General features: G+C 69.1%; 16 protein-coding genes and 1 pseudogene. 6 read left to right on the top strand and 11 right to left on the bottom strand.

The genetic code is table 11. The annotated features are described in order from the left end of the window. Positions 1-897 precede the first annotated feature (897 nt). A complete protein-coding gene (locus tag AC6CH2_RS17935; protein ID WP_498270372.1) occupies positions 898-3,438 on the top strand; it encodes a penicillin acylase family protein in 2,541 nt (846 codons plus the stop codon). After that, positions 3,435-5,159, top strand: coding sequence for a cyclic peptide export ABC transporter (locus tag AC6CH2_RS17930; RefSeq protein ID WP_498270371.1), 1,725 nt, complete (start codon positions 3,435-3,437; stop codon positions 5,157-5,159). Before AC6CH2_RS17935 ends, AC6CH2_RS17930 begins: the two co-directional genes overlap by 4 nt. 91 nt (positions 5,160-5,250) lie before the next feature. On the opposite strand, the gene AC6CH2_RS17925 is transcribed toward AC6CH2_RS17930, so the two are convergent. The 4 genes from AC6CH2_RS17925 to AC6CH2_RS17910 all read right to left on the bottom strand — a co-directional run bounded on the left by AC6CH2_RS17925 (position 5,251) and on the right by AC6CH2_RS17910 (position 8,726). Further along, positions 5,251-6,354, bottom strand: a complete 1,104-nt coding sequence (locus AC6CH2_RS17925; RefSeq protein WP_498270370.1) for a hypothetical protein — start codon at positions 6,352-6,354, stop codon at positions 5,251-5,253. A gap of 37 nt (positions 6,355-6,391) precedes the next feature. After that, on the bottom strand, positions 6,392-7,120 hold the full coding sequence (locus AC6CH2_RS17920) for an AraC family transcriptional regulator (RefSeq protein WP_498270369.1): 729 nt from the start codon (positions 7,118-7,120) through the stop codon (positions 6,392-6,394). Continuing rightward, entirely contained in the window at positions 7,117-7,704 is a 588-nt protein-coding gene (locus tag AC6CH2_RS17915) for an SRPBCC domain-containing protein (RefSeq protein WP_498270368.1), read from the bottom strand. Before AC6CH2_RS17915 ends, AC6CH2_RS17920 begins: the two co-directional genes overlap by 4 nt. Positions 7,705-7,844: 140 nt before the next feature. Then, positions 7,845-8,726: a PhzF family phenazine biosynthesis protein gene (locus AC6CH2_RS17910; RefSeq protein ID WP_498270367.1), complete on the bottom strand. Its 882-nt coding sequence runs from the start codon at positions 8,724-8,726 to the stop codon at positions 7,845-7,847. Positions 8,727-8,853: 127 nt separating this feature from the next. Between AC6CH2_RS17910 and AC6CH2_RS17905 the strand changes: the two genes are divergently transcribed. Then, complete coding sequence (locus AC6CH2_RS17905) at positions 8,854-9,834, top strand: LysR substrate-binding domain-containing protein (RefSeq protein ID WP_498270366.1); 981 nt, start codon at positions 8,854-8,856, stop codon at positions 9,832-9,834. A gap of 260 nt (positions 9,835-10,094) precedes the next feature. On the opposite strand, the gene AC6CH2_RS17900 is transcribed toward AC6CH2_RS17905, so the two are convergent. The 4 genes from AC6CH2_RS17900 to AC6CH2_RS17885 all read right to left on the bottom strand — a co-directional run bounded on the left by AC6CH2_RS17900 (position 10,095) and on the right by AC6CH2_RS17885 (position 15,880). Next, the gene (locus AC6CH2_RS17900; protein ID WP_498270365.1) at positions 10,095-11,969 is read right to left on the bottom strand and encodes an ATP-binding cassette domain-containing protein; all 1,875 of its coding nucleotides are present in this window, start codon (positions 11,967-11,969) and stop codon (positions 10,095-10,097) included. A gap of 557 nt (positions 11,970-12,526) precedes the next feature. Further along, positions 12,527-13,402, bottom strand: coding sequence for a GNAT family N-acetyltransferase (locus AC6CH2_RS17895; RefSeq protein ID WP_498270364.1), 876 nt, complete (start codon positions 13,400-13,402; stop codon positions 12,527-12,529). A gap of 139 nt (positions 13,403-13,541) precedes the next feature. Beyond that, positions 13,542-15,104, bottom strand: a complete 1,563-nt coding sequence (locus tag AC6CH2_RS17890) for a protein adenylyltransferase SelO (protein ID WP_498270363.1) — start codon at positions 15,102-15,104, stop codon at positions 13,542-13,544. Between the two features lie 95 nt (positions 15,105-15,199). Continuing rightward, on the bottom strand, positions 15,200-15,880 hold the full coding sequence (locus AC6CH2_RS17885; protein WP_498270362.1) for a glutathione S-transferase: 681 nt from the start codon (positions 15,878-15,880) through the stop codon (positions 15,200-15,202). Between the two features lie 143 nt (positions 15,881-16,023). On the opposite strand from AC6CH2_RS17885, the pseudogene AC6CH2_RS17880 reads away from it, so the two are divergent. Continuing rightward, a pseudogene (locus AC6CH2_RS17880) lies at positions 16,024-16,491 on the top strand (YaiI/YqxD family protein). A 9-nt stretch (positions 16,492-16,500) separates the two neighbouring features. Here the strand turns inward: AC6CH2_RS17880 and AC6CH2_RS17875 are convergent. Together AC6CH2_RS17875 and AC6CH2_RS17870 are read right to left on the bottom strand one after the other, a co-directional pair. Next, the gene (locus AC6CH2_RS17875) at positions 16,501-17,808 is read right to left on the bottom strand and encodes an MFS transporter (RefSeq protein WP_498270361.1); all 1,308 of its coding nucleotides are present in this window, start codon (positions 17,806-17,808) and stop codon (positions 16,501-16,503) included. A gap of 7 nt (positions 17,809-17,815) precedes the next feature. Beyond that, entirely contained in the window at positions 17,816-18,655 is an 840-nt protein-coding gene (locus tag AC6CH2_RS17870; protein WP_498270360.1) for a DeoR/GlpR family DNA-binding transcription regulator, read from the bottom strand. Positions 18,656-18,917: 262 nt separating this feature from the next. Between AC6CH2_RS17870 and AC6CH2_RS17865 the strand changes: the two genes are divergently transcribed. Further along, positions 18,918-20,933: a DEAD/DEAH box helicase gene (locus tag AC6CH2_RS17865; protein ID WP_498270359.1), complete on the top strand. Its 2,016-nt coding sequence runs from the start codon at positions 18,918-18,920 to the stop codon at positions 20,931-20,933. A gap of 305 nt (positions 20,934-21,238) precedes the next feature. Continuing rightward, on the top strand, positions 21,239-21,994 hold the full coding sequence (locus AC6CH2_RS17860) for a type 1 glutamine amidotransferase (RefSeq protein ID WP_498270358.1): 756 nt from the start codon (positions 21,239-21,241) through the stop codon (positions 21,992-21,994). Positions 21,995-22,129: 135 nt separating this feature from the next. Here AC6CH2_RS17860 and AC6CH2_RS17855 read toward each other — a convergent pair whose 3' ends face one another. Further along, a complete protein-coding gene (locus AC6CH2_RS17855) occupies positions 22,130-23,032 on the bottom strand; it encodes a pseudouridine synthase (RefSeq protein ID WP_498270357.1) in 903 nt (300 codons plus the stop codon). Positions 23,033-23,250: the final 218 nt, after the last annotated feature.

The raw sequence follows: 23,250 nt of genomic DNA, 5'->3' as shown, positions 1-23,250 counted from the left end.
CAATCGCGTCAAATGTACGTATGCAATCTGTGCACTGAGTCTCTACAACCACACGAACCAGAAACGCGATCACATAAAAAATACGGCCAGGTACGTGCAGCCTACACACCCCACTGCACGCGCCCCTATCCGGAGCGACGGCGATGTATCCGGTAAATCCCCCGGAAAAACACCACTTTCGAGTGCACTGGCGCATTTTTATCCAGGTCGATTCACCTATATGAGCGAGATCCGTTTCATTGACGCCACATCCTCATTAAGCTATTTCTGTGTGACGTTGGTCTTTCATCGACAGCAGTTCTCGTCGACTCGATCGCCGCCTATCAGCAAGGATCCGGGGACGCCATAGGCGCATGATCATTGCGATAGCCGACAACGTGATCGCACTCAAGGAACATCAAACAAAGGATCGAGACCCCAAGGAACAGGGAAATATCCGAAACACGGTAAACGGCATCCGGGGGATGCACAGGACACGACCGGCATCGGCGGCCGCCAAGGCGCCGCGGGCGGGCACGCCGGCAGATCGGCTCGGCCGCTCCAGCCTGCCCGGCTTGCCTGGCTCAACTGCCCGGCCGCCTGGCCGGCCGGTTTGGCCTGAGCGGTGCCGGCACGACGTTAGCTAGCCGCACGGGCCCGGTTACTCGCCGTCGCGATGCCCGCGTCTCGCGGCCTGCAACGCCGAGCCGCCAGCATGGGCGAGGACGCGGGCGCCCGGGCAGTTCGCCCGCGCCGCGGTCATCGCGTTGACCGCGACGGCTGCGACAGTGGCGCCGCGCCAACGCTCGGCAATGACAACGGCAACACGCAAGGATCGTACGCATCGACACTCCGTGGGGACGGCGTCGAGAGCGCAGACAAGGAGTCGTCCCCTTCACGATCATGGCGAGAGCATCGGTGAAGTTTTTTGCATTGTTCAGTTCGTTTCCGCTCGCCTCGCGGTTCCTGGCCATCGTCGTCGCACCGTTGCTGGCCGCGTCGGTCTGGACCTGGTCGTCGCTGCAGGCGAGCCTGCCGCAGGCGCCGGCCCTGCAGCTCAGCCGTGGCCTGTCGGCGCCGGCGACGATCCGGCGCGATGCCGACGGCATGGTCCACATCCAGGCCGCGAGCGACGACGACGCGTTCTTCGCAGTCGGTTATGCGCAGGCGCAAGACCGCCTGTGGCAACTGGAACTGCAGCGGCGCCTGGCGCGCGGCCGGGTCAGCGAGATATTCGGCAAGGACAGCGTCGACACCGACGTCTGGTTCCGCACCCTCGGCCTGTACGAGTCCACCGCGACGGCCTGGCCGGCGCTGAGCCCGCAGGCGCAACGTTCGCTCACCGCCTACACCGCCGGCATCAACGCCTGGATCGGCGAAGGCCATCCGCTGCCGAGCGAGTTCCGCGTGTTCGGCATCCGCCCAGAACGCTGGACCGAACGCGATTCGCTGGCCTGGATCAAGATGTTCGCCCTCGACCTCGGCGGCAATTTCCAGCGCGAGCTCGCGCGCTACGTCGCCCAGCGCGGCCTCGACGAGACGCAGTTGAAACCGTTCTTTCCCGACTACCCGGCCGATGCGCCGACCACGGTGGCGGCTCTCGGCCCACGCGACGCGGCGCCGCTGGCCTCGATCGGCCGCCTGCAGACGCGGTTGCAGCGCGACTACGGACTGGCGGTGCCGAACACCGGCAGCAACGCCTGGGTGGTCGCCGGCCGTCTGACCGGCGACGGCGCCGCCTTGCTCGCCAACGACCCGCACCTGGGCCTGCAGATTCCGTCCTTGTGGTATCCGGTCAGCCTCCAGGCGCCGGGGCTGAAGACCTCGGGCATGAGCCTGGTCGGCTTGCCGGTGGTGGTGTTCGGACGCAACGAGCGGCTCGCCTGGGGCGGCACCAACATGATGGCCGACACCCAGGACCTGTTCTTCGAGCGCGTCGACCGCGCCAGCGAGCACTACGAAACCGGCGCCGGCTGGCAGGCCTTCGCGGTGCGCGAGGAACGCATCGAAGTGCGCGCGGATTTTCCGCGCCAGTTGCGCGAGCAATACGCGCCGGTGTCCTTGAAGGTTCGCGCCAGCCGGCACGGGCCGATCATCAGCGATCGCTACGGCGTGTTCGATCAACCGGTGGCGCTGCGCTGGACCGGGCTCGACCCGGGCGACACCAGTTACGAGGCGTTCTTCCGCCTCGGCTATGCGAAGGACTGGGACGGCTTCCGTCAGGCCCTGGCCTTCCATGTCGCCCCGGCGATGAACATGGTCTACGCCGACCGCGAGGGCAACATCGGCTACCTCGGCGCCGGCCGCCTGCCGCTGCGCAAACAGGGCGAAGGCACCCTGCCCTCGCCGGGCTGGGACGAAGCCTACGGCTGGTCCGGCGAAGTGCCGCCGGCGCAATGGCCGCAAAGCTACAACCCGCCATCGGGCTACATCGTCACCGCCAACAATAAGGTCGCCGGCGAGACCTATCCGCATTTCGTCTCGCACGACTGGGCCTCGCCGGCGCGCGCGCGTCGCATCGAACAACTGTTGCGCGAACGCATCGACGCCGGCCAGCGCCTGGGCGTGGCCGACATGCAACGAATCCAGGCCGACACCCTCGACCTGGAAGCGGCAGCGCTGTTCGGCGAACTGCGCAAGCGCCTGCCCGCGCTTTCCAACAACATGCTTTCGGACGGCAGGCTTGCGGATGGCAAATCTCCGGAGGGCAAGTCTTCCGACAGCATGGCCGGCCGGCGCACGCAGGCGGCCCGCCATTTGAAGGACTGGAACGGCGACATGCGCGCCGACAGCCAGGCCGCGGCGATCTTCCATGTCTGGATGCGGCATTTCCGCGAGCGCGTCTACGCCGAGCGCCTGCAAGCCAACTGGGGCGAAACCCAGGGCGAGGACATTCTCGACGCCCTCGTAGAAGGCGTCGGCCTGGATCAGCTGACCGCGCTGCTGCGCAACGACGGCGCGGGCTGGTGCGACCGCCGCGCCACTGCCGTACGCGAAACCTGCGACCAGGCCCTCGCAGTCTCGCAGGAACGCGCGCTGTGGGAGCTTTACAAGCTAAAGGGCGACTGGAGCATGGGCAGCTGGCGCTGGGGCGACGTGCAGCGGACCGTTTACCGGCATATGCCTTTCAGCCAGTGGAAGCCGTTCGACAAGTTGTTCGAACGCCGGGTCGGCAACGGCGGCTCACCGAATTCGGTCAACGTCGCCGGCGCCAGCTATGCCGGCTCGGACGGCTATCTGCAGACCTTCGGCGCCGGCTTTCGCCAGGTGATCGCGCTGCGCCGCGACGCCGTGCAACACCATTACATGAACTCGACCGGCCAGTCCGGCAACGTGCTCAGCCCGCACTACGACGACAGCGTCGAAGCCTTCCGCAACGTCGAATACCGCAAGTTGGAGGCGGCCTACGACCGTCCCGCCGTCGCGCGGGCCGGCCAGGCCACAGGAGCCGCCGAATGAAATTGTTCGCCGAATATTCGCGCCGCGCGCCCAACAAGGTGTTCTTCTCGATCCTGTTGGGCGGCCTGTCCGGCATCTGCTATTCGCTGTTGATCCCGCTGGTGATGAACGTGCTCAAGCAGGGCGACCCGCGCCTGCATACGGTCGCCGCCGCGCCGACCCGGCTGTTGTCGCTGGAAATCGCCAACGCGCCGTTCGCCCTGGTGTTCACCCTGGTATGCGTGTTCATCCTGGTCACCCGCACCTTGTCGCAGGTGGTGCTGACCCGGGTCGCCATCGACGTCGCTTCCAGCCTGCGCACGCGCCTGTACGAACGCATCGCCCAGGCGCCGCTGTCGGCGCTGGAGAAGATCGGCCCTTCGCGCCTGATCGCCGCGCTGACCTCGGACGTGCCGCGCATCGTGCTGGGCGCGCGCATGTTCCCGGACATGCTGATCAACCTGGTGATGCTGCTCGGCATGCTCGGCTTTCTGCTGGTGCTCAACGCCGACCTGTTCTGGTTCGTGCTCGGCTGCATCGCCTTCGGCGTGGTCACCTACCAGATTCCGATGCTGATCGGCGGGCGCTATTTCAACAGCGCGCGCCAGCACTTCGACCACCTGCAGGAATCGATCCAGGGCCTGATTCACGGCATCAAGGAGCTCAAGCTCGACGACGCCAAGCGCGAGGCCTTCTTCGACAAGGTGCTGATGCACTGCGAACGCTCGGTGCAGAAGGACGAGAAGACCGGTTATACGATCCTGCGCGCGGCCAGCAATTACGGCGACCTGCTGAGCTTCTTCGTGATCGGCTCGATCGTGTTCATCGTGGTCAACTACCGCACGATCAGCAACGAGCAGTTGATCGGGGTGATCATGGCGTTGCTGTACATCGCCGGGCCGATCTCGGCGATCCTCGGTTTCCTGCCGCAGATTTCGATCTCGCGGGTGTCGATCCAGCGCGTGGCCAAGCTGTTCGAGGAGATTCCGCAGGAAACCATTTCGGCGGTGCAGGAGCCGGCGCGCGGCTGGGACAGCGTCCGCTTCGAGCAGGTCAGCTATCGCCACGGCAGCAAGGACGACAAGGACGACGGTTTCCGGGTCGGCCCGCTCGACCTGGAGTTCCGCAAGGGCGAGATCAGCTTCATCGTCGGCGGCAACGGCTCGGGCAAGTCGACCCTGAGCAAGTTGCTGACCCTGCACTACCGCGCGGTCGGCGGCGCCATCTACTTCGGCGAGCACGCCGTCAGCGACGATTCGATCGGCACCTACCGGCAGTCGGTCAGCGCGATTTATTCGGACTACCACCTGTTCGACCAGATCCTCGGCGCCGACGACGACCGGCTCAAGGCGACCGTCGACCACTACCTCAAGGCGCTGCACCTGGAGCGCAAGGTCAGTTACCGCGACGGGCGCTTCTCGACCCTGGCCCTGTCCGACGGCCAGCGCCGGCGCATGGCCCTGCTGGCCTCGATCATCGACGACAAGGAGCTGTATTTGTTCGACGAATGGGCCGCCGACCAGGACCCGACCTTCAAGGCGGTGTTCTATCACGAGATCCTGCCGGCGCTGAAAGCGCGCGGCAAGGCGATCGTCGCGATCACCCACGACGACCGCTATTTCGATGTCGCCGATCAGTTGATCGTGATGGAGGAAGGCCGGGTCGCCCGGGTCGAGCGCCGCGAGACGCGCGCGGCGCGGCAGCCCTCGCCGCACGCGCCGGCCTTCGTCATGGCCGGCTGAGCGGCGCCGCAGCGGCGCTCGCCGCAGCAGCCGGTTTCGCCAGCCGGGCTTTATTTCCGGCGTTACTTGGCGGTCTTCGCCGCGCCGGCCTTCACCTCGCGGCCTTCACTTCGCCGGTCTTCGCATCGCCCTCGGCCTCGCGGCGCTGGGTGTCGGCGATCAGTATTTCGCGCGCGGCGCGGCGCACCGCGTCCGGGTCGGCCTTGCGCAGGTCGGCGTCCGCGGCCAGGCCGAGTTTCGTCGCCACCTCGATGGTGACGCGCTTGTTGGCATAGGGATGCGGGTGATCGGGTTCGTCGTCCTGACTGCGATAGAAACGCTCGAGCAGTTTTTCGCGGGTCGTTTCGGCCTTGGCCAGTTCGACCAGCTTGGCCCGGTACTCCAGGATCCAGGGCGGCATGTCCGGCCAGCGCTTCATGTCGGCGAAGTGCTGGGCCTCGTGGCCCAGGAAGCTGACCTGGAAGTCCTCGCCCTTCATGTCGCCGTAAGCGCTGCGCACCGCGAACAGGCCTTCGGGCTGGGCCCAGCCGGCCGCGCCGGTGCGCTCGCACGAGGTGTAGTGTGACCAGCCGCGGCTGACCCAGGCGTCCATCACGAACACCGTCACCGGCTGCCGTTCGCCGCTCGGCAGGTCGACGGTGTAGGCGCGTTCTTCCTGCTTGCCCCACAGCATCAGGTCGTACAGCGGCGGGGTGCGGCCTTGCAGCGGATGAAAGCCGCGCTTGCGCAGTTCGACGTTGATGCGTTCGTTCAAGCCCTCGAAGGCTTCTTCGGTCGGCGCCGGCGCGGGCTCGCCGAGCAGCGCGGCCAGGTCGGTCTTCAGCCGCGTTTCTTCGGCCGGACGCACCGCCGGATCGCGCAGCGCCCGCCACCAGTAACGCTGGTACGCCCCGAGCACGCTGCGCACGAACGGGTCGGCGACGGTGCCGGCCAGGTACGGCGGCGCGCTGCGGTCGTGGCGGCCGAGCATGCAGGCGCGGAACGCGGCGTCCTTGGCGTTGAACTGCTCGACCGGCGCCGCCTTCAAGGCGCTCAGCGCGGTCGGCATGTCGGCGCGCAGCGACGCGCCCAGGGTGTCGTTGACCGCCTTGGCCGCGAGCGGGCCGCTGGCGGGGACGGCGGTCGATGCGCCGCTCGCCGCCCAGGCGAGCAGGACGGGCAAGGCCGCGGCGGCGGCGAGGCGGGTCAGGTTCATGGCGGGGCTCCTTGGCGCCGGCGGCGCGTCGGAGTCATTAGGCCGCGATCGCCAGGGCCCGGTCTTGTACGCAATTGATCTGCGGCCGCAGCCGGCCGCGGATCTGCTCGCGCAGGCGCGCCGGGGTGCAGCCGGCATGAGCGACGACGATGCGGTGCAGATGGCTCTGGTCGCTGAAACCGGCGTCGACGGCGACCTGCGCGAGCGAGCTGTCGCCGGCCATCAGCTGCAAGGCATGGCGCCAGCGCGCCTCGCGCCGCAGCGCCTGCGGCGACATGCCGTAAGTGCGGGCCAGCGCGCGGCTGGCGTGTTCGGCCGACACCCCGAGACGGCGCGCGAGCGTGCCGATCCCGTCGTCGCATACGGCCATCGCGCGCAGCAATTCGCCCTGCCAGTCCGGCACCGCCACCGCCGCCTGCGGCGTCGCGCAGGCCAGCAGTTCGGGCAGGCGTTGCGGGCAGCGCGCAAACACTTCCCGAGCTTCGCGCAGGTCGTGCACCTGCCAGGCGCTCGCGGCCAGGGCGAAGCGATCGGACGGCAGTTCGAGGTTGATCGCGCTCGCACCGAGCCGTCCGAAGCGGTCGCCGTGGGCGTGGAACGGCGGATGCAGCACCAGGGTGCCGGGCCGGCACGGCAAAGGACCGTCGAGACTGGATTCGGTGTAGTCGCCGTCCAGCACCAGCGCCGCGTACGGCGCGTGGTGGCGATGCGTCGCCAGGACCGCGCCGCGATCGTGGCGGGTGCGATAGGCGACCTCCGGACTCACCGCTGCGCGCCCGCCTCGAGCGGTTCGCGCCGGCGCAGATAGTCGGCCAGGCCGCCGAGTTGCAGACCCTGCACCTTGTCGACCACGGCGGCGAACTTGCTCAGGTCGTCGGGCGTGTAACCGCCGGCGCGGTAATGCAGGACGATCCGGGTGCCGCCGTCCTGGCCCGGACTGAGCCGGAACTCCATCGCCCCGCTCAGGCCCATGCCCTGCAGCGGGCCGAGGCCGCCGAGCAGGCGCAGGGTCTTGCCGGGGTCGACGAAGCTGACCGTCATATGCTGCGCCTGCTGCTTGCCGTCGCGGCCGATCTCGCAGAAACAGCCGCCGGCGCGGGCATCGATCGACAGGGTCGACGCGGCGCCCCACCAGGTGTGGTCCTTGGGCCACCAACGGTCGATGTCCTCGACCAAGGCCTTCCAGGCCGTGCCCGGGTCGACCGCGACCGCTTGTTCGTTCTCGATGGTGAAACCGTTGGGTGCGGCGTCCTTGACCGCGGCCGCGGCGTTGCCGGCGCCCAGCAAGCCGAGCGCGAGCGCCCCGGCCGAGCCGATCCGTCCGATATATCCAGTGCCGCTGGTGGCCATCGCCGCTCTCCCCTGGCCGGCCGCGCCGGCTGTCGAGGGGATTAGGAACCGCCGTTCCGGCCCGCGCAAGCGACGAAAGTCGGGGGCTGCGGCGGCCCGCTCATCACCGGGCACAGACGGCTGCGGGATCGCCCATAAGGCTAAAGGAACAGAGTGCCCGCCATTACGATTACGCCGCCGCCGGAAAGCTTCACGCCATCGCGAAGATCGACGTTGAGCCTGCTCGGCCGGCCCATGGACCGGCCCTGCTCGATGACGATCGACCGCTCGGTTCCTACCAGCCCATGAGCGTCGAGGAAGGCCGCCAACGGTCCGGCCGCGGTGCCGGTCGCGGAGTCCTCCCAAAGGCCGACGGTGGGATTGAAGAACCGCGCGTACGCAGTGACGCCGTCGGCATGCGCCTGCGTCGAGAACAGGTAGCAGCCTTCGGCACCGGCCTGGCGCAGTTGGGCCAGCAGGCGCTGCGAGTCGGGGCGTGCCTTGTCCACGTCCGTGCGTTTACCCACGGCCACGAGCAAGTGCTCCGCTCCGGTGGTCACTACCTGCGGCGAAGGCTCGCAAATATCCTGCGGATCGAGCCCGAGCGCCGCTGCGAGCCCGTCCAGGTCCTGCGCTTTGGCGAGGAACTCCGGCCGGCCCTGGGTCATGACGGCGCTGGCGCGTCCGCCTTCCAGCTTGATGCGCACCGGCAGCACCGCCGGCCCGATCTCCTGCCGGAATTCCTTCTCCTCGCTGAGGTCGCCGAGCTGGCCGGTTTCGGCCAACCACAGCCAGGCGCCCAGGGCGTTGTGGCCCGCGCCGAACACCTCCGCGCCGCTGGCGGTGAACGAACGCAGCTTGCGGTCCGCATCGGCCGCGACCGGATCGAGCACGAACGTCGTTTCCGCCTGGTTGAACTCCCGCGCCACCGCACGTAGCACGTCGTCCGGCAGATCGTCGCCGCCGCTGACGATGGCCAGGGGATTGCCGCTCAAGGGGCTCTGCGCGAATACGTCGATGACGGCAAAATTGAGGTGGCTCATGGCGCTCCCGAATGGGTGAAGGGACAGGACTGCGAATCCGGTACCCAGGGTGCCTGGACTGAGCTCGCCCGCCAAACGATCTTTTTTCGGACTAAAGTTAGTTGGGCTAACTCGAAGACTGCAGCGAATGAAACCCCGCGCCCCGCTTCCTAACCTGCCGCTCGCCGCCATTCGCGCCTTCGAGGCGGCGTCCCGCCTGGGGAGCCTGAAAGCGGCGGCCGGGGAAATCTCCGTGACGCCGGCGGCGATCAGCCATCAGATCAAGGCGCTGGAAGCGTATCTCGGAGCCAACCTGTTCGATCGGCTATACCGCTCGGTGCGGCTGACCAGCGCCGGCGAGCGCTTGGCCGCCACCACGCAGCGGGCTTTCAAGGATATCGGCCGAACACTGGACGAGTTGAAGCTCGACGGGCTCAGCGCGGGCCCTGCGAGCTTGAGCATCAGCGCCGCGGCCTCGTTCGCCGGGATGTGGCTGGCGCCGCGGCTGCATCGTTTCCAGGCCCTGTATCCGGCGATCGAGATCCGGCTCGCGGCCGACAGCACGGTAGTCGATCTGGCGCGCGACGCGAGCATCGATATCGCGCTGCGCTACGGCCCCGGCCCCTACGGCGAAGCACTGGATACGGCCAGGCTGTGGCCTTCGGGCGAGGTATTCCCAGTGTGTGCGCCGTCCTTGCTCGCCAGCGGCAGCCTCGATTCGCCGCAGGCGTTGGCTCGTCACGCGTTGCTGCGGACGGCGCCGCCGCTCGGCGCCGGCCTCGCCGGCCGACCCGATTGGCCGGCCTGGCTGGCCGCGGCGGGCCTGACAGCGACCGAGGCGACCCGTCTGCTGGAGCGCGGCCCACTCTTCGACAGCACCCAACTCGCGATAGAAGCCGCGATGGCGGGACGCGGCGTCGCGCTCGCCCCGGCCGTGCTCGTGCACGATGCGGTGCGCAGCGGCCGCCTCGCCAAACCGTTCGCTCTCGGCATTCCGGATCCGTATTCGTACTGGATCGTGTGCCGCAGGGACCGGCTGCAGGAAGCCCGCATCGGCGCGTTTCATGCCTGGATCGCACGCGAAGCAGAAATAGCCGGTACGGAACTACGCGAATCGGAAGCGGAATGATCCGGCCACTGTCGCATGGCCTCGGCTGAACGGCCCCACTGGTACGGCGATTGCCCCCCCGACATCGACAAACCCGCCTGCCGGCCCGGACAGGAACCCTGCTTACCTCAGGCGAGCGCTTCGCCGTCGTACGTCCGGTAGTTGCCGCGCTTCGGCGGGTTGCCTGTCGCGCTGTTGATCGAACGCCTCTCGATCGCTTGCGGCAAAGCAACGGGGCAGCACGGACCGAGTCCTCGGTCCGCTGACTGCCCCCAGGCCTCTCAGCCGTCCAGTTCCGCCCAGCGCGCGTAAGCCGCATCGAGGGTGGCCTGGGCCTCGGCGAGGGTCGCGTTGTGGGCGTGGATCGCGGCGGCGTCGCGCTGGTAGAAGGACGGCTGGTTCATTTGCGCGGTGAGTTCGGCCAGACGCGTTTCCAGGGCCTCGATCTTCGCCGGCAACTGTTCCAGTTCGCGCGCGTCCTTGTAGCTCAGCTTGCGCTTGGCGACGACCGGTGCGGCCGCTTCGGCCTCCGGCTTCGACGCCGCGGCCTTGCTGGCGACGCTTCGGGCCACGGCGTTGGCGCGCTGACGCACCCAGTCGCTGTAGCCGCCGACGTATTCGCCGACCCGGCCGTCGCCTTCCATGACCAGGGTCGAGGTCACGACGTTGTCGAGGAAGTCGCGGTCGTGGCTGACCAGCAGCAAGGTGCCGGTGTAGTCGCCGAGCAGTTCTTCCAGCAGTTCGAGCGTCTCGACATCGAGGTCGTTGGTCGGTTCGTCCATCACCAGCAGGTTGGAGGGCTGCGCGAACAGCTTGGCCAGCAGCAGGCGATTGCGCTCGCCGCCGGACAGGCGGGTGATCGGCGCGCGCGCGCGCTCCGGGGTGAACAAGAAGTCCTGCAGGTAGCCGATGATGTGTTTCTGCTTGCCGCCGACTTCGACGTATTCGCGGCCTTCGGCCACGTTCTCGATCGCGTTCCAGTCCTCGCGCAAAGTGGCGCGGTACTGGTCGAAATAGGCGACCTGCAGCTTGCTGCCCTCGCGCACTTCGCCGCTGTGCGGCTTGAGGTCGCCGAGCAGGGTCTTGAGCAGGGTGGTCTTGCCGCTGCCGTTGGGCCCGATCAGGCCGATCCGGTCGCCACGGAAGATCGTGGTCGACAGATCGCGCAGCAAAGGCTTGCCGCCGTAGTCGAAATTGACGTCCTTGGCCTCGATGACCTTGCGCCCGGAGGACTCGGCCTGGGCGAAGTCCATGCGCACGTTGCCGACGGTGTCGCGGCGGGCCTGGCGTTCGTTGCGCATCGCCTTGAGCCGGCGCACGCGGCCTTCGTCGCGGGTACGGCGGGCCTTGATGCCCTGGCGGATCCACACTTCTTCCTGCGCCAGCAGCTTGTCGAAGCGGGCGTTTTCCTGGGCCTCGGCGTTGAGGCGCTCTTCGCGCCGGCGCACGTAGTTGTCCCAGTCGCCGGGCCAGCTGGTGACCTGGCCGCGGTCGATCTCGACGATTCGGGTGGCGAGCGCACGCAGGAAGCGGCGGTCGTGGGTGACGAACAGCAGCGCGCCCTGCCAGGACTTGAGGAATTGTTCGAGCCAGTCGATGGCTTCGATGTCGAGGTGGTTGGTCGGTTCGTCGAGCAGCAGCAGGTCGGGCGCCGACACCAGCGCGCGCGCCAGCAGCACGCGCCGCTTCATGCCGCCGGACAGGCCCGAGAACGCGGCTTCGCCGTCCAGGCCGAGGCGGTCGAGGGTCTCGGTGACGCGCTGGTCCAGGCCCCAGCCGTTGGCGGCCTCGATCTTGGTCTGCACGTCGGCCAGGGCGTCGCCGTCGAAGGGTTCGGCGTGGCTGAGGTGGTGGTATTCGGCCAGCCAGTGGCCGAGCTCGCCGAGGCCGTCGGCGACCACGTCGAACACCGTGCCGCTGGCGCCGGGCGGCACTTCCTGTTCGAGCCGGGCGACGCGCACGCCGGATTCGCGGCGGATTTCGCCGTCGTCGGGCTGCAGTTCGCCGGCCAGCAGTTTCATGAGAGTGGACTTGCCCGCGCCGTTGCGACCGATCAGGGCGATGCGTTCGCCCGGTTCGATGGACAGTTCGACGTTTTCGAGCAGGAGCGGGCCGCCGACGCTGTAGTCGGCGTTCTGTACGGTAATCAGGGGCATCCGACCATTCTACCGGGCGCGGCGGGCCAATCGGCAGGCCGGCCTTGGCGGGCCTGATCTGGCATGCCGGGCTGACCGAGGCCCGGCTCAGCCGTGAGGGCGGCGGCTGGCCGACCCAGGCGCGGTCGCGTCAGGCGGCGCATACTCGGCTACGGGCGCCCGCCATCCGCTGCGGCGCGCCGCCATCGAACGAGGACGAGATCATGAGCAAGGGCATGGACCGCAAGAAGGAAACCAAGAAGAAACCGGCCAAGACCATGAAGGAAAAGCGCGCCGAAAAGAACGAAAAGAAGACCACCAAGGGCTTCGCCCCGGTCTGAACGACCGGCCCGGCGACTGCGGCGGCGCCGCGCGCCGGCCGTGCCGCGCGATGCCCGCATCGGCGCGGCGCAGCCGGTTCGCCGGCGACGCTGCCGCTTGCCGGCGGCGACTTCAAGCCATCGACATCAGCGCAGCGATGTCGGCCCTGACCTCGCGCTCCCGACCTTTAACCCCCGGCAATCAACCGGCAATCAGCCGGCGATCGCCGCCGGCCCTGAGCCGCTCAGGTCTACCGCTCAGGTCCGCGCCAGCAGTGGAAACCGCTGCGGCCCGGCCGGCAAGACCAGGTTGCGCACGAACAGACCCGCATCGGCTTCCGCGCCGACCGCCCGGGCCTGCGGCCACAGGCGATCCGGCGTGAAGCCGAACCGGACCGTGTGGATCGGCTGCTCGATCAACTGCGGCAGCGCCGCCAGCAGATCGAACGGCCCGGTCGCGAACACGTCCTCGATCGTCAGCACCCCGTTCTCGGCCTCGGCGAACACCCAGGTGTCGTCGCCGAGCCGGCGCACGTGGCTGGCATAACCGTTGGCGGCGTACCAGGTAGCGATGCGGCCGTAATCGCACGCAGCGAAGCGTCCGCTGACCGCGGGCGCGGCGGCCGCCACGCGCAGGAAGTCGGCGCGAATCGCCGCGTCGGACAGGTCGAGTATGGCGGCGCTGCCGCCGCCCGCCGGTTCGGCCTGCAGGCTCGCCTCGAACAGGCTCTGCGGCGCCGCGGCGAAACCGAAACGCGGATAGAACTCCAGCACGCTGTCGTTGGCGAACAGGAACGCTGGCGCCGACCCGCAATGCGCCAGCGCGGCCTGCATCGCCCGGCGCGCCCATCCCTGCCCGCGCGCCTGGGCCAGGCAACCGACCGCGCCGAGCTGATAGGCCTCGACCTCGCGCCCTTCGATCGACAGGCGCATGCGCCAGGCCGAGGCATTGGCGAGCACGCGGCCGTCGTCGCCGACCAGGCAGAACGCGCGGTAATCCTCGCCCCACTGCCCCCATTCGCACCAACGGCGGAAATCCGCTTGGCGGAAGACCTGGGAAACGTAATCGCAGTACGCGTCGTGCCACGCGGTCGCATCCGCGTCGAGGACGCGCAGTTCGGCAGTCGGATTCATGCTGCGCATTGTGCTGAAAACCCGGCGCGTTCGCGATGGCGGCGGGCGCCTCAGCCGGTCAGGCGGCGGCGCTGCGCATCGAGGAGCCGACCACTTGAGAACTGCAGGCTCGAAAACTGCGTGCTCAGCAACCGAGTGCTCAGGAACTGCAGGACAGCATCGAGCAGCCGGCGCGGTCGCGGGCCCATTCCGGGCGGCGCGCGGCATAGGCTTCGCGCCCCGGCTGATCCTCGTAGGGGCGGCGCATCACGTCCAGCAACTCGGCGATGCCTTGCAGATCGCCCTGCCCGGCACGGTCGATGGCCTGTTGTGCCAGATAATTGCGCAGCACGTAACGCGGGTTGGCGGCGTTCATGCGGGCGATGCGCTGCTCCGCGGGCCAGGCATCGGCGCGCGCGCGTTCGGCGTAGCGCGCCAGCCAGGCGCGCAAGGCCGGCTCGCCCTGCGCGCCCAGTTCGGCGTCGTAATACGCCTCGGCAAAAACTTGTACGTCCGGCGGCGCCTGGGCGATATCGACCGAGGCCAGGGCGCGGAAGAAGATCGTCATATCGACCTGATGCCGATGCAGCCATTCGCGCAGCGTCTGCATCAGCTCGACATCCTCGTCGCCACATTCGCGCAGGCCGAGCTTGCGCGCGATGCTGTCGCGCTCGGCGAGGTTGTAGGCATCGACATAGCGGCGCAGGCCGTCCTGCAAGGCCTCGACCGGGATCAACAGCGACAAGGCGCCGGCCAGGCGGCTGAGATTCCAGTACGCCACCTGCGGCTGCTGGCCGTAGCGGTAACGGCGCTGGCCGGCGTCGGTGGTGTTCGGGGTCCAGTCCGGGTCGTAGTCGTCGATCCAGCCGTAGGGGCCGTAATCGATGGTCAGGCCGAGGATCGACAGGTTGTCGGTGTTCATCACGCCATGGACGAAACCGACCCGCATCCAGTGCGCCATCGTCGCCGCGGTGCGTTCGCAGACTTCGCCGAACCAGGCGCCGTACAAGGTCTCGCCCTCGCCGCTCAGGTGCGGGAAATCGCGGGCGATGCAGAAGTCGGCCAGTTGCCGCAATAGTTCGGTCTCGCCGCGCGAGGCCGGCAGTTCGAAATTGCCGAAGCGGATGAACGAGGGGGCGACCCGGCACACGACCGCGCCGGGCTCGGCCTGCGGGCGACCGTCGTAGAACATGTCGCGGACCACGCTCTCGCCGGTGCCGACCAGGCTCAACGCGCGCGTGGTCGGCACGCCGAGGTGGTGCATGGCCTCGCTGCACAGGAATTCGCGCACCGACGAACGCAGCACCGCGCGGCCGTCGGCGCTGCGCGAGTACGGGGTCGGGCCGGCGCCCTTGAGCTGCAGTTCCCAGCGCTCGCCGGCGGCGTTGACGACCTCGCCGAGCGAGATCGCGCGGCCGTCGCCGAGCTGGCCGGCCCAGTGGCCGAACTGATGGCCGCCGTAGTTGGCCGCATACGGCTGCATGCCGTCGAGCAGGGCATTGCCGCCGAACACCTCGGCGAAGGCCGGGCTGGCGAGGTCGTCCTCGCTGAAGCCCAGGCGCGCGGCCATCTCGGCCGACCAAGCCAACAGCCGCGGCGCCGCCACCGGGGTCGGATCGACCCGCGAATACAACGCGCCATGCACCTGGCGTACGCCCGGCGAGGTATCGGGGTCGCCGGGAAGTGCGCGGACGAAGGCGTTGTCGAACTGCGGCGAATGCATGCGGAGCTCTAAAGGACGGTGCGCGGGGGAGGCCGCGCCGAGGCCGCGGCGCGTTCCCCTTCAGTGGGCCCGGAACAGCCCGAAAACAAGCCAGCTCAGCTCAGCAACGAGTACGGCCCGCCCTGCTCCAGCGCCCGCCGGTAGGCCGGCCGCGCCTGGATGCGTTCGACGAAAGCCTGCATGCGCGGCCGTTCGCGGTCGCGAGCGCGCGCGACCGCGGCCTCGACCGGAAAACTCATCTGGATGTCGGCGGCGGTGAAGCGATCGCTCGCGAACCACTCGTGCTTGCCCAGTTCGCTTTCGATGTAGTCCAGGTGCAAAGCCAGCTGCGGCCCGACGAAGGCCGACACCGCCTTGTCGGCGATGCCGCGCGCGATCGGCTTGGCGAAGAACGGCATCGGCGCGCGCCGCAATTTGGAGAACACCAGACTGAGCAACAGGGGCGGCATCGCCGAGCCTTCGGCGTAATGCAGCCAGTAGCGATAACGCAGCCGCTCCTCGCCCTGCAGCGGTTGCGGCGGCGGCGACAGTCGATGGTCGCTGTCGTAGCGTTCGGTCAGGGTCTCGATGATCGCCGCCGACTCGGCCAGGACCTGACCGTCGAGCTCGACCACCGGCGACTTGCCGAGCGGGTGGATCGCACGCAGTGCCGGCGGCGCCAGCATGGTCTTCGTGTCGCGCTGGTAGTGCACGATCTCGTACGGCAGCTCCAGCTCTTCGAGCAGCCACAGCACGCGCTGCGAGCGGGAATTGTTGAGGTGATGGACCTTGATCATGCGCGGCGCTCCGGGGAGATGGTCGCCAGACCGCTGCGGCGACACGGGCCACATGGTAGCCGGCCCCGGATGAAGGCATGCGACGCGGCCCGGCGCCAGGCGCGACAATGCCGGATCACCAGCGAACCCGGAGCCGCCCGCTCATGACCGCCACCGCCGCGCCGCAGATCTGGGTCGATGCCGACGCTTGCCCGGTCGTGATCAAGGACATCCTGTTCCGCGCCGCCGACCGGGCCCGGGTGCAGCTGACCCTGGTCGCCAACCAATGGCTGCGCACGCCGCCCTCGCCCTACATCCGCGCGATCCAGGTGCCCGGCGGCTTCGACGTCGCCGACGCGCAGATCGTCGAGCGCGTCGCCGCCGGCGACCTGGTGGTCACCCAGGACATCCCGCTGGCGGCGCTGGCCCTGGAAAAACACGCGGTCGCGCTGAACCCGCGCGGCGAGCTGTACACCCGCGACACCATCGCCGAACGCCTGTCGATGCGCAATTTCATGGACGAACTGCGCGGCGCCGGCATATAGACCGGCGGCCCGGCGGTGTTCCATGTCCGCGACCGCCAGGCCTTCGCCGCGCAGCTCGACCGCTGGCTGGCGCAGCGGCCGCGCTGAAGATTCGTTTCAGTCGCGCGCGGCGGCGATGCGCGCGCTCGCCGCCACCGCGACCAAAGCCGCGCCGAGCAGCAGGAAGGCCATCGCCAGGCTGCTGAACTTGGCGATCCAGCCGATCGCGGCCGGCCCGATCAGGATGCCGGCATAACCGAGCGTGCTGACCGCCGAAATCGCCGCACCGGCCGGCATCGCGGTTTGCCGTCCTGCCGCGCTGAACAGAATCGGCACGATGTTGGACGCGCCGAAGCCGATCAAGGCGAAACCGATCAAGGTCGGCACGGCGCCCGGCGCCAGCGCCGCCAGGACGAAGCCGGTCGCGGCGCAGGCGCCACCGGCGGCCAATACCGGCCGCGGGCCGAAACGATGCACGATGCGGTCGCCGCTGAACCGCCCGATCGTCATCGCCAGGGCGAACACCGCATAACCGATGCCGGCCACGCGAGCCTCGACGCCGCGCTGCGACACCAGCAGCAAGGCGCTCCAGTCGAGCATCGCGCCCTCGGCGAGGAATACGATGAAGCACAGCGCACCGATCAGGATCACCACCCCCTGCGGCAGCACGAACATCGAGCCGCCCTGGCTGTCGTCGCCATAGCGCAACAGGCCGCGGCTGCCGGCCAGCATCAGCAGCGCCAGCGCCACCGCGACGCTCATCGCCGCGACCGCGGGCGCCGCCTGCAGCCACAACAGCGCACTGACCAGGCCGGCGCCGGCGATGCCGCCGACGCTGAAAAAGCCGTGGAAACCCGACATCAGCGCGCGGCCGCTGGCTTTCTCGACGATCACCGCCTGGATGTTGATGGCGACGTCGATGGTGCCGATGGCCGCGCCGAACACGAACAGAGTCAGCGCCATCGCCGGCACGCTGGAGAAATGGGTGAGCAAGGGCAAGGCCGCGCAGACCACCGCGCTGGCCAGCAGGATCACCCGCCGGCAACCGTAGCGCGCGGCGATCGCACCGGTCAGCGGCATGGTCGCCAGCGAGCCGGCGCCGAGCGCGAGCAGCAGCAGGCCGAGCATGCCGTCGTCGATGCCGGTGCGGGCCTTCGCATACGGCACCAGCGGCGCCCAGGCCGCCATCGCCAGGCCGGCGATGAAGAAGGCGATGCGGGTCGACAGGCGCTCGCTGGCGCCGATCGCCGCGCCCGGGCCGGTGGCGCCGACGGCGGCGCCGCGCGAAGGGTCGCGCTCGCCGGCGCTGGTGGCTTCGTCGACGGGGGCGCCGGCGGGGTCGAATTCGCTCATGGTCGTTCTCGGTTCGGTGGCGGCGCGCGGCCGCGACAGGCGGTAGGCATCGGCGCCCAGGCTGCTGGTCATGCGCGGATCAGTCGCCCGGTTCGGCGCGCGGAATACGCGCGCGGTCGTAGGACGACTTCGCGTGGTCATTGGGCGGCCCGGCGCGCAGCACGCGTACGCCGAGCCCGGCGAAGGCCTCGGCTTCCGCAGCGTCGCCGCCGTGCTCGATCACCAGCGCCCGCACGCCCTCGGCCGGCCACACCGTGTACGGCGCGGCGGTGCCGAGTTTGTCGTCGGTCGCCACCGCGACCACCGCGCGGCTGGCGGCGGCGACGGCGCGCTTGAACTGCGCGTCTTCGTAATCGAGCGCGCTGATCCCGGCCTGCGCGTCGGCGCCGCAGATGCCGAGGAAATACACATCGCTGGCGATCGCCGCGGCATCGCGGATCGCGCCGCTGCCGAGGCTGGCACCGACATGCGGATCGACCCGGCCGCCGATCACGATCAGCTCGATGTCGTCGCGCACGGCCAGCAAGGCCGCGATCGCCGGCGCATTGGTGGCTACGGTCAGGCCGTAGTCGCGCGGCAGCGCTTCGGCGATGGCGATGTTGGTCGAACCGGCATCGAGGAACAGCACCTGGCCGCGCTCGACCAGGGCCACCGCGGCGCGTGCCAGCGCCGCCTTGCGCGCCGGCGCCTGGGCCCGGCGCTGGCTCAGCGAACCGTGGTCGGGCGCCGTCGGCAAGGCGCCGCCGTAGACCCGCCGGCACTGCCCGGCCGCGGCCATTTCGCGCAGGTCGCGGCGGATGGTGTCGTGGGAGACCTCCAACTCGCGCGCCAGATCGACCGCGATCACCCGGCCCTCGGCGAGTAACCGCTCCAGGATCAGGCGATGGCGCTGTTGCGGCAGCAGTTCGTCGGCGGACATGGCAGCCAAATCGTTAATGATTGGGCTCAATTGTGCATAAACGTGCAATCCACGCAAGCCACGATCCGCCGCCACCCGGCAAAGGACCGATCCGGCACAGCCGCCGCCGCGAGCCCGTAGGTGCCTGCCGCATCCGATCCCGCCACTGTCCCCACCTGTACCCAGGATGCCCGCCGATCCCGCGCCGAGCCGTAGCTCCACACTCATAGGAGTAAACTGGTGGGTCTTCCGACCGGCATCGCCGGCGCTGCTGAGCCTCGTTATGAGCGCCGACCCGACCAATACCTCCCCCGACACCCCGAAATTCACCGACCTCGCCCTGTCCGAGCCGCTGCTGCGCGCGCTCAAGGACGTCGGCTACGAGTCGCCCTCGCCGATCCAGGCCGCGACCATCCCGCCGCTGCTCGAAGGCCGCGACGTGCTCGGCCAGGCCCAGACCGGCACCGGCAAGACCGCCGCGTTCGCGTTGCCGATCCTGGCCCAGATCGATCCCAAGCAGTTCAAGCCGCAGGCCCTGGTGCTGGCGCCGACCCGCGAGTTGGCGATCCAGGTCGCCGAGGCCTTCCAGAAGTACGCCGTGCACCTGCCCGGCTTCCACGTGCTGCCGATCTACGGCGGCCAGAGCTATTACCCGCAGTTGCAGGCGCTCAAGCGCGGCGTGCACGTCGTCGTCGGCACGCCCGGCCGCGTCATCGACCACCTCGACCGCGGCACGCTGGACCTGTCCGAGCTGCGTTGCCTGGTGCTCGACGAAGCCGACGAAATGCTGCGCATGGGCTTCATCGACGACGTCGAGAACGTCCTCAAGAAGACCCCGGAATCGCGCCAGGTCGCGCTGTTCTCGGCGACCATGCCGAGCCAGATCAAGCGCATCGCCCAGACTTATCTGAAAGAACCGGTCGAGATCGCGATCAAGTCGACCACGACCACCGCCGCCAACATCCGCCAGCGCTACTGGTCGGTCAGCGGCGTGCACAAGCTCGACGCGCTGACCCGCATCCTCGAGGCCGAACCCTACGACGCGATGATCGTGTTCTCGCGCACCAAGCTCGGCACCGAAGAGCTGGCCGAGAAGTTGTGCGCGCGGGGCCTGTCGGCCGCTGCGATCAACGGCGATGTGCAGCAGGCGCAGCGCGAGAAGACCATCCAGAACCTCAAGGACGGCAAGATCGACGTGCTGGTCGCCACCGACGTCGCCGCGCGCGGCCTCGACGTGGACCGCATCAGCCACGTGTTGAATTACGACATCCCTTACGACACCGAGAGCTACGTCCACCGCATCGGCCGCACCGGCCGCGCCGGGCGCAAGGGCGAGGCGATCCTGTTCGTGACCCCGCGCGAGCGCGGCATGCTGCGCGCGATCGAGCGCGCCACGCGCCAGCCGATCGAGCCGATGGAGCTGCCGAGCGTCGAGACCGTCAACGAACAGCGCGTCGCGCGCTTCCTCGGCCGCATCACCGAAGCCCTGGAAAGCGCCGACCTGGGCCTGTTCCGCGAAATGGTCGAGCGCTACGAGCGCGAGAAGAACGTGCCGGCGGTCGAGATCGCCGCGGCGCTGGCCAAGGTGGTCCAGGGCGACAGCCCGCTGCTGCTGACCCCGCCCCCGGCGGCGGCCCGCTACGAGCGCGAAGAGCGCGACGGCCCGCGCGAGCACCGCGGCGCGGCGACGCGCAAGTTCGTCGAGCGCGACAACGCCTCCAACTCCGGCGCGCACCGCAAGGAATTCCGCCAGGCCGACGCGCGTGCGCCGCGCGACGGCGAGCGCGCCCCGGCGCCGCGTCGCGAAGACCGCCAGTACACCCCGCCGTCGGCGCGTCCGTCGAACAAGGCCGAATCGCTGTTCGACGACGAGTCGCCGGCACCGCGCGCCGAGCGCAGCCCGCGCGGCGCGCCGGAAGTCGGCATGGAGACCTTCCGCATCGAAGTCGGCCACGCCCACGGCGTCCAGCCCGGCAACATCGTCGGCGCGATCGCCAACGAAGCCGACCTGGAAAGCCGCTACATCGGCCGCATCGACATTCGCGACGACTACACCCTGATCGACCTGCCGGAAGGCATGCCGCGCGAACTGATGGAGCACCTGAAGAAGGTGCGCGTGGCCGGTCACCCGCTGCGCATCCAGCACGCCAGCCCCGGCGACACCGAAGGCGGCCGCAGCCGTCGCCCCGGCCCGGGCGGCCCGCGGGGTCCCGGCGGCCCAGGCGGCCCGCGCGGTCCTGGCGGCCCCAAATCGCACACCGGCCCGCGCAAGCCGTTCAAGCCGCGCCCGCCGCGCTGACTTGAGCTGAGGGGTGATGCCCCCCTTCTCTCGCGTTCGGGGGAAGGGGCGGAAGAACCAGCCGGCCGGATGAGGGCGCGCAAGCTGCCCCTCTAACCCGCACCCCGGCCCGAACCCCTGGCGTTCGCGCGTTCGCACACGCGCGAGCCAATGGCTCGCAAGCGGCGTTCGCTCACCCCGCCAGCGGGAGAGGGAGTTGAGCGCAGGCGGCCGCCGCCGCATCCACACCAGAAGTCATAAGCCGATCGTCGCGTATCGGCGCCGATCTTTGGCATAGTCGCAGCGTAGTCGCTACGCCGCCGCACATGCCCCGCATCCTGGTCTTCCAACACGTCGCCGCCGAACCGCTGGGCACGCTCGATCCCCTGATCCGGCGTCGCGGCCATCGCATCCGTTTCGCCAACTTCGACCGCGACCCGCAGGCGCAGCCCAACGTCGACCGCTACCGCGGCCTGATCGTGCTCGGCGGGCCGATGAACGTCGAAGACCAAGCCCAGCGCCCGCACCTGCGCACCGAACTGCTCGCGATCGAACGCATGCTGGAACAAGGCAAGCCGGTGCTCGGCATCTGCCTCGGCGCGCAATTGCTCGCCCACGTCCTCGGCGCACCGGTGCGCAAACACCATCGCCCCGAGATCGGCTGGTACCCGCTGCAGACCACCGAGGCCGGCCATGGCGACCCGGTGCTCGCGCCGCTGGCCGGCACCGCGCCGGTGTTCCAATGGCATCGCTACAGCTTCGAAGTGCCGCAGGGCGCGCACCACCTCGCCCGTACCGACACCTGCGAACAACAGGCCTTTCGCTGGGGCGACAACGCCTACGGCTTCCAGTTCCACCTCGAAATGGACGTGCCCCTGATCGAACGTTGGCTGGCCAACCCGGTCTATCGCGAAGAACTGGCCGAACTCGGCCACGACACCAGCGAAGCGGCGATACGCGCGCATACCCTCGAACACATCCACGCCATGCAGACCCGCGCGGACGCGGTGTTCAACAACTTCCTAGACCTCATCGGCCAACCGCAGCGGCGCTACACCCTGCCCTCGCGCGAGTGGGTCTAGCCCACCCACCTTCCAGAGTACGCAGATCCGCTCTAAGGGGTAGGAGCGGCGCAAGCCGCGACCGCGTCGCTTCCGATCCCACCGTCAGTGACGACCGGACGCTGTTTGCGCCTGCGTAGTTAGACCACTTGACTGTTAATCATGGGGCCTAAGCCCCAACCCGCTCTCAAACCACCGCTCGCTCCCCTCCAGCGGATCGACGAACCGCAACGAGCGCGCCAGCAGTTTCAGCGGCCGCGCGTAATCGTCGGCGAGCGCCTGCGACGACAGGGGGTAGAACGGGTCGTTGAGGATCGGTGCGCCGAGGGCGGCCAGATGCACGCGCAGTTGGTGTTTGCGGCCGGTCACCGGTTCCAGGGCGTAGCGCCAGATCGGGCCGCCGCGGTCGATGACCTCGATAAGGGTCTCGCTGTTCGGTTCGCCCTCGGCCTCGGTCATGCGGAAGAACGGCTCGCCTGCGATCAGGCGCGAGCGCCGTATCAGCGGAAATTGCAGGTCCGGTAGGGCCGGCGCCAAGGCTTCGTAACGCTTGTGGATGCGGCGCTCGCGAAACAGAGCCTGATAGGCCGCTCGCGAGGTCGGGTCGCGCGAGAACAGGATCACGCCGGCGGTGCCGCGGTCGAGCCGGTGCAATGGCACCAGGTCGGGCTCGTCGTAACGCCGGATCAGTCGGGCCAGCAGGGTCTCGGCGACGAAGCCGCCGGACGGGGTCACCGGCAGGAAATGCGGTTTGTCGACCACCAGCAGATGCGCGTCGCGATGCAGCACGCGCTCTTCGAACGGGATGCGCGGCTCCTCGGAGACTTCGCGGAAATACCGGACCTCCATGCCGGCCCGATAAGCGTCGTCGGCCGCCAGCGCTCGCCCCTGAACATCGAGCACGCGGCCGCGGGCGAAGCGCTCGAGCCAACGCTCGCGCCCGATGGCCGGGAAGCGTGCGCACAAGCCGTCGAGCAGGTGCGTCCACGGGCCCGGCGGCAGCTGCAGCCGGCTCGGCGCGACGCCGTCGCGGGGCGCATTCGATCGGTTCGTGGACATGCCGGCATCATCGCCGACTTCGCTGCCCTCGCCCACGCCGGAGCTCGCCCACGCCGGAGAACGGCGGCTCGGCGCTCGCTCCAGCCAGGATCCAGCCTAAATCCGACTAAGGTCCAGCCAGCAAGATCCAGCCAAGACGCGGCCAGCGCAACGGCGGCCCGACCAGCCTGAACCAGCCCGGGCACCCGGACCGGACGGGGAAGCCGCCAGCGCCTAGA

The organism is Lysobacter sp. GQ73, assembly GCF_059758755.1.
The sequence above is the reverse complement of the archived record's forward strand: the minus strand, read 5'-3'. Positions and strand labels throughout refer to the sequence as shown.

What these genes read in the sequence shown, in the direction of transcription:
- AC6CH2_RS17915 (WP_498270368.1), bottom strand. Translation starts at nt 7,704, where the DNA reads ATGGCCACCAGCGGCACTGGATATATCGGACGGATCGGCTCGGCCGGG.
- AC6CH2_RS17865 (WP_498270359.1), top strand. Translation starts at nt 18,918, where the DNA reads ATGAGCGCCGACCCGACCAATACCTCCCCCGACACCCCGAAATTCACC.
- AC6CH2_RS17890 (WP_498270363.1), bottom strand. Translation starts at nt 15,104, where the DNA reads ATGCATTCGCCGCAGTTCGACAACGCCTTCGTCCGCGCACTTCCCGGC.
- AC6CH2_RS17930 (WP_498270371.1), top strand. Translation starts at nt 3,435, where the DNA reads ATGAAATTGTTCGCCGAATATTCGCGCCGCGCGCCCAACAAGGTGTTC.
- AC6CH2_RS17900 (WP_498270365.1), bottom strand. Translation starts at nt 11,969, where the DNA reads ATGCCCCTGATTACCGTACAGAACGCCGACTACAGCGTCGGCGGCCCG.
- AC6CH2_RS17895 (WP_498270364.1), bottom strand. Translation starts at nt 13,402, where the DNA reads ATGAATCCGACTGCCGAACTGCGCGTCCTCGACGCGGATGCGACCGCG.
- AC6CH2_RS17875 (WP_498270361.1), bottom strand. Translation starts at nt 17,808, where the DNA reads ATGACCAGCAGCCTGGGCGCCGATGCCTACCGCCTGTCGCGGCCGCGC.
- AC6CH2_RS17870 (WP_498270360.1), bottom strand. Translation starts at nt 18,655, where the DNA reads ATGTCCGCCGACGAACTGCTGCCGCAACAGCGCCATCGCCTGATCCTG.
- AC6CH2_RS17860 (WP_498270358.1), top strand. Translation starts at nt 21,239, where the DNA reads ATGCCCCGCATCCTGGTCTTCCAACACGTCGCCGCCGAACCGCTGGGC.
- AC6CH2_RS17885 (WP_498270362.1), bottom strand. Translation starts at nt 15,880, where the DNA reads ATGATCAAGGTCCATCACCTCAACAATTCCCGCTCGCAGCGCGTGCTG.
- AC6CH2_RS17910 (WP_498270367.1), bottom strand. Translation starts at nt 8,726, where the DNA reads ATGAGCCACCTCAATTTTGCCGTCATCGACGTATTCGCGCAGAGCCCC.
- AC6CH2_RS17925 (WP_498270370.1), bottom strand. Translation starts at nt 6,354, where the DNA reads ATGAACCTGACCCGCCTCGCCGCCGCCGCGGCCTTGCCCGTCCTGCTC.
- AC6CH2_RS17855 (WP_498270357.1), bottom strand. Translation starts at nt 23,032, where the DNA reads ATGTCCACGAACCGATCGAATGCGCCCCGCGACGGCGTCGCGCCGAGC.
- AC6CH2_RS17905 (WP_498270366.1), top strand. Translation starts at nt 8,854, where the DNA reads ATGAAACCCCGCGCCCCGCTTCCTAACCTGCCGCTCGCCGCCATTCGC.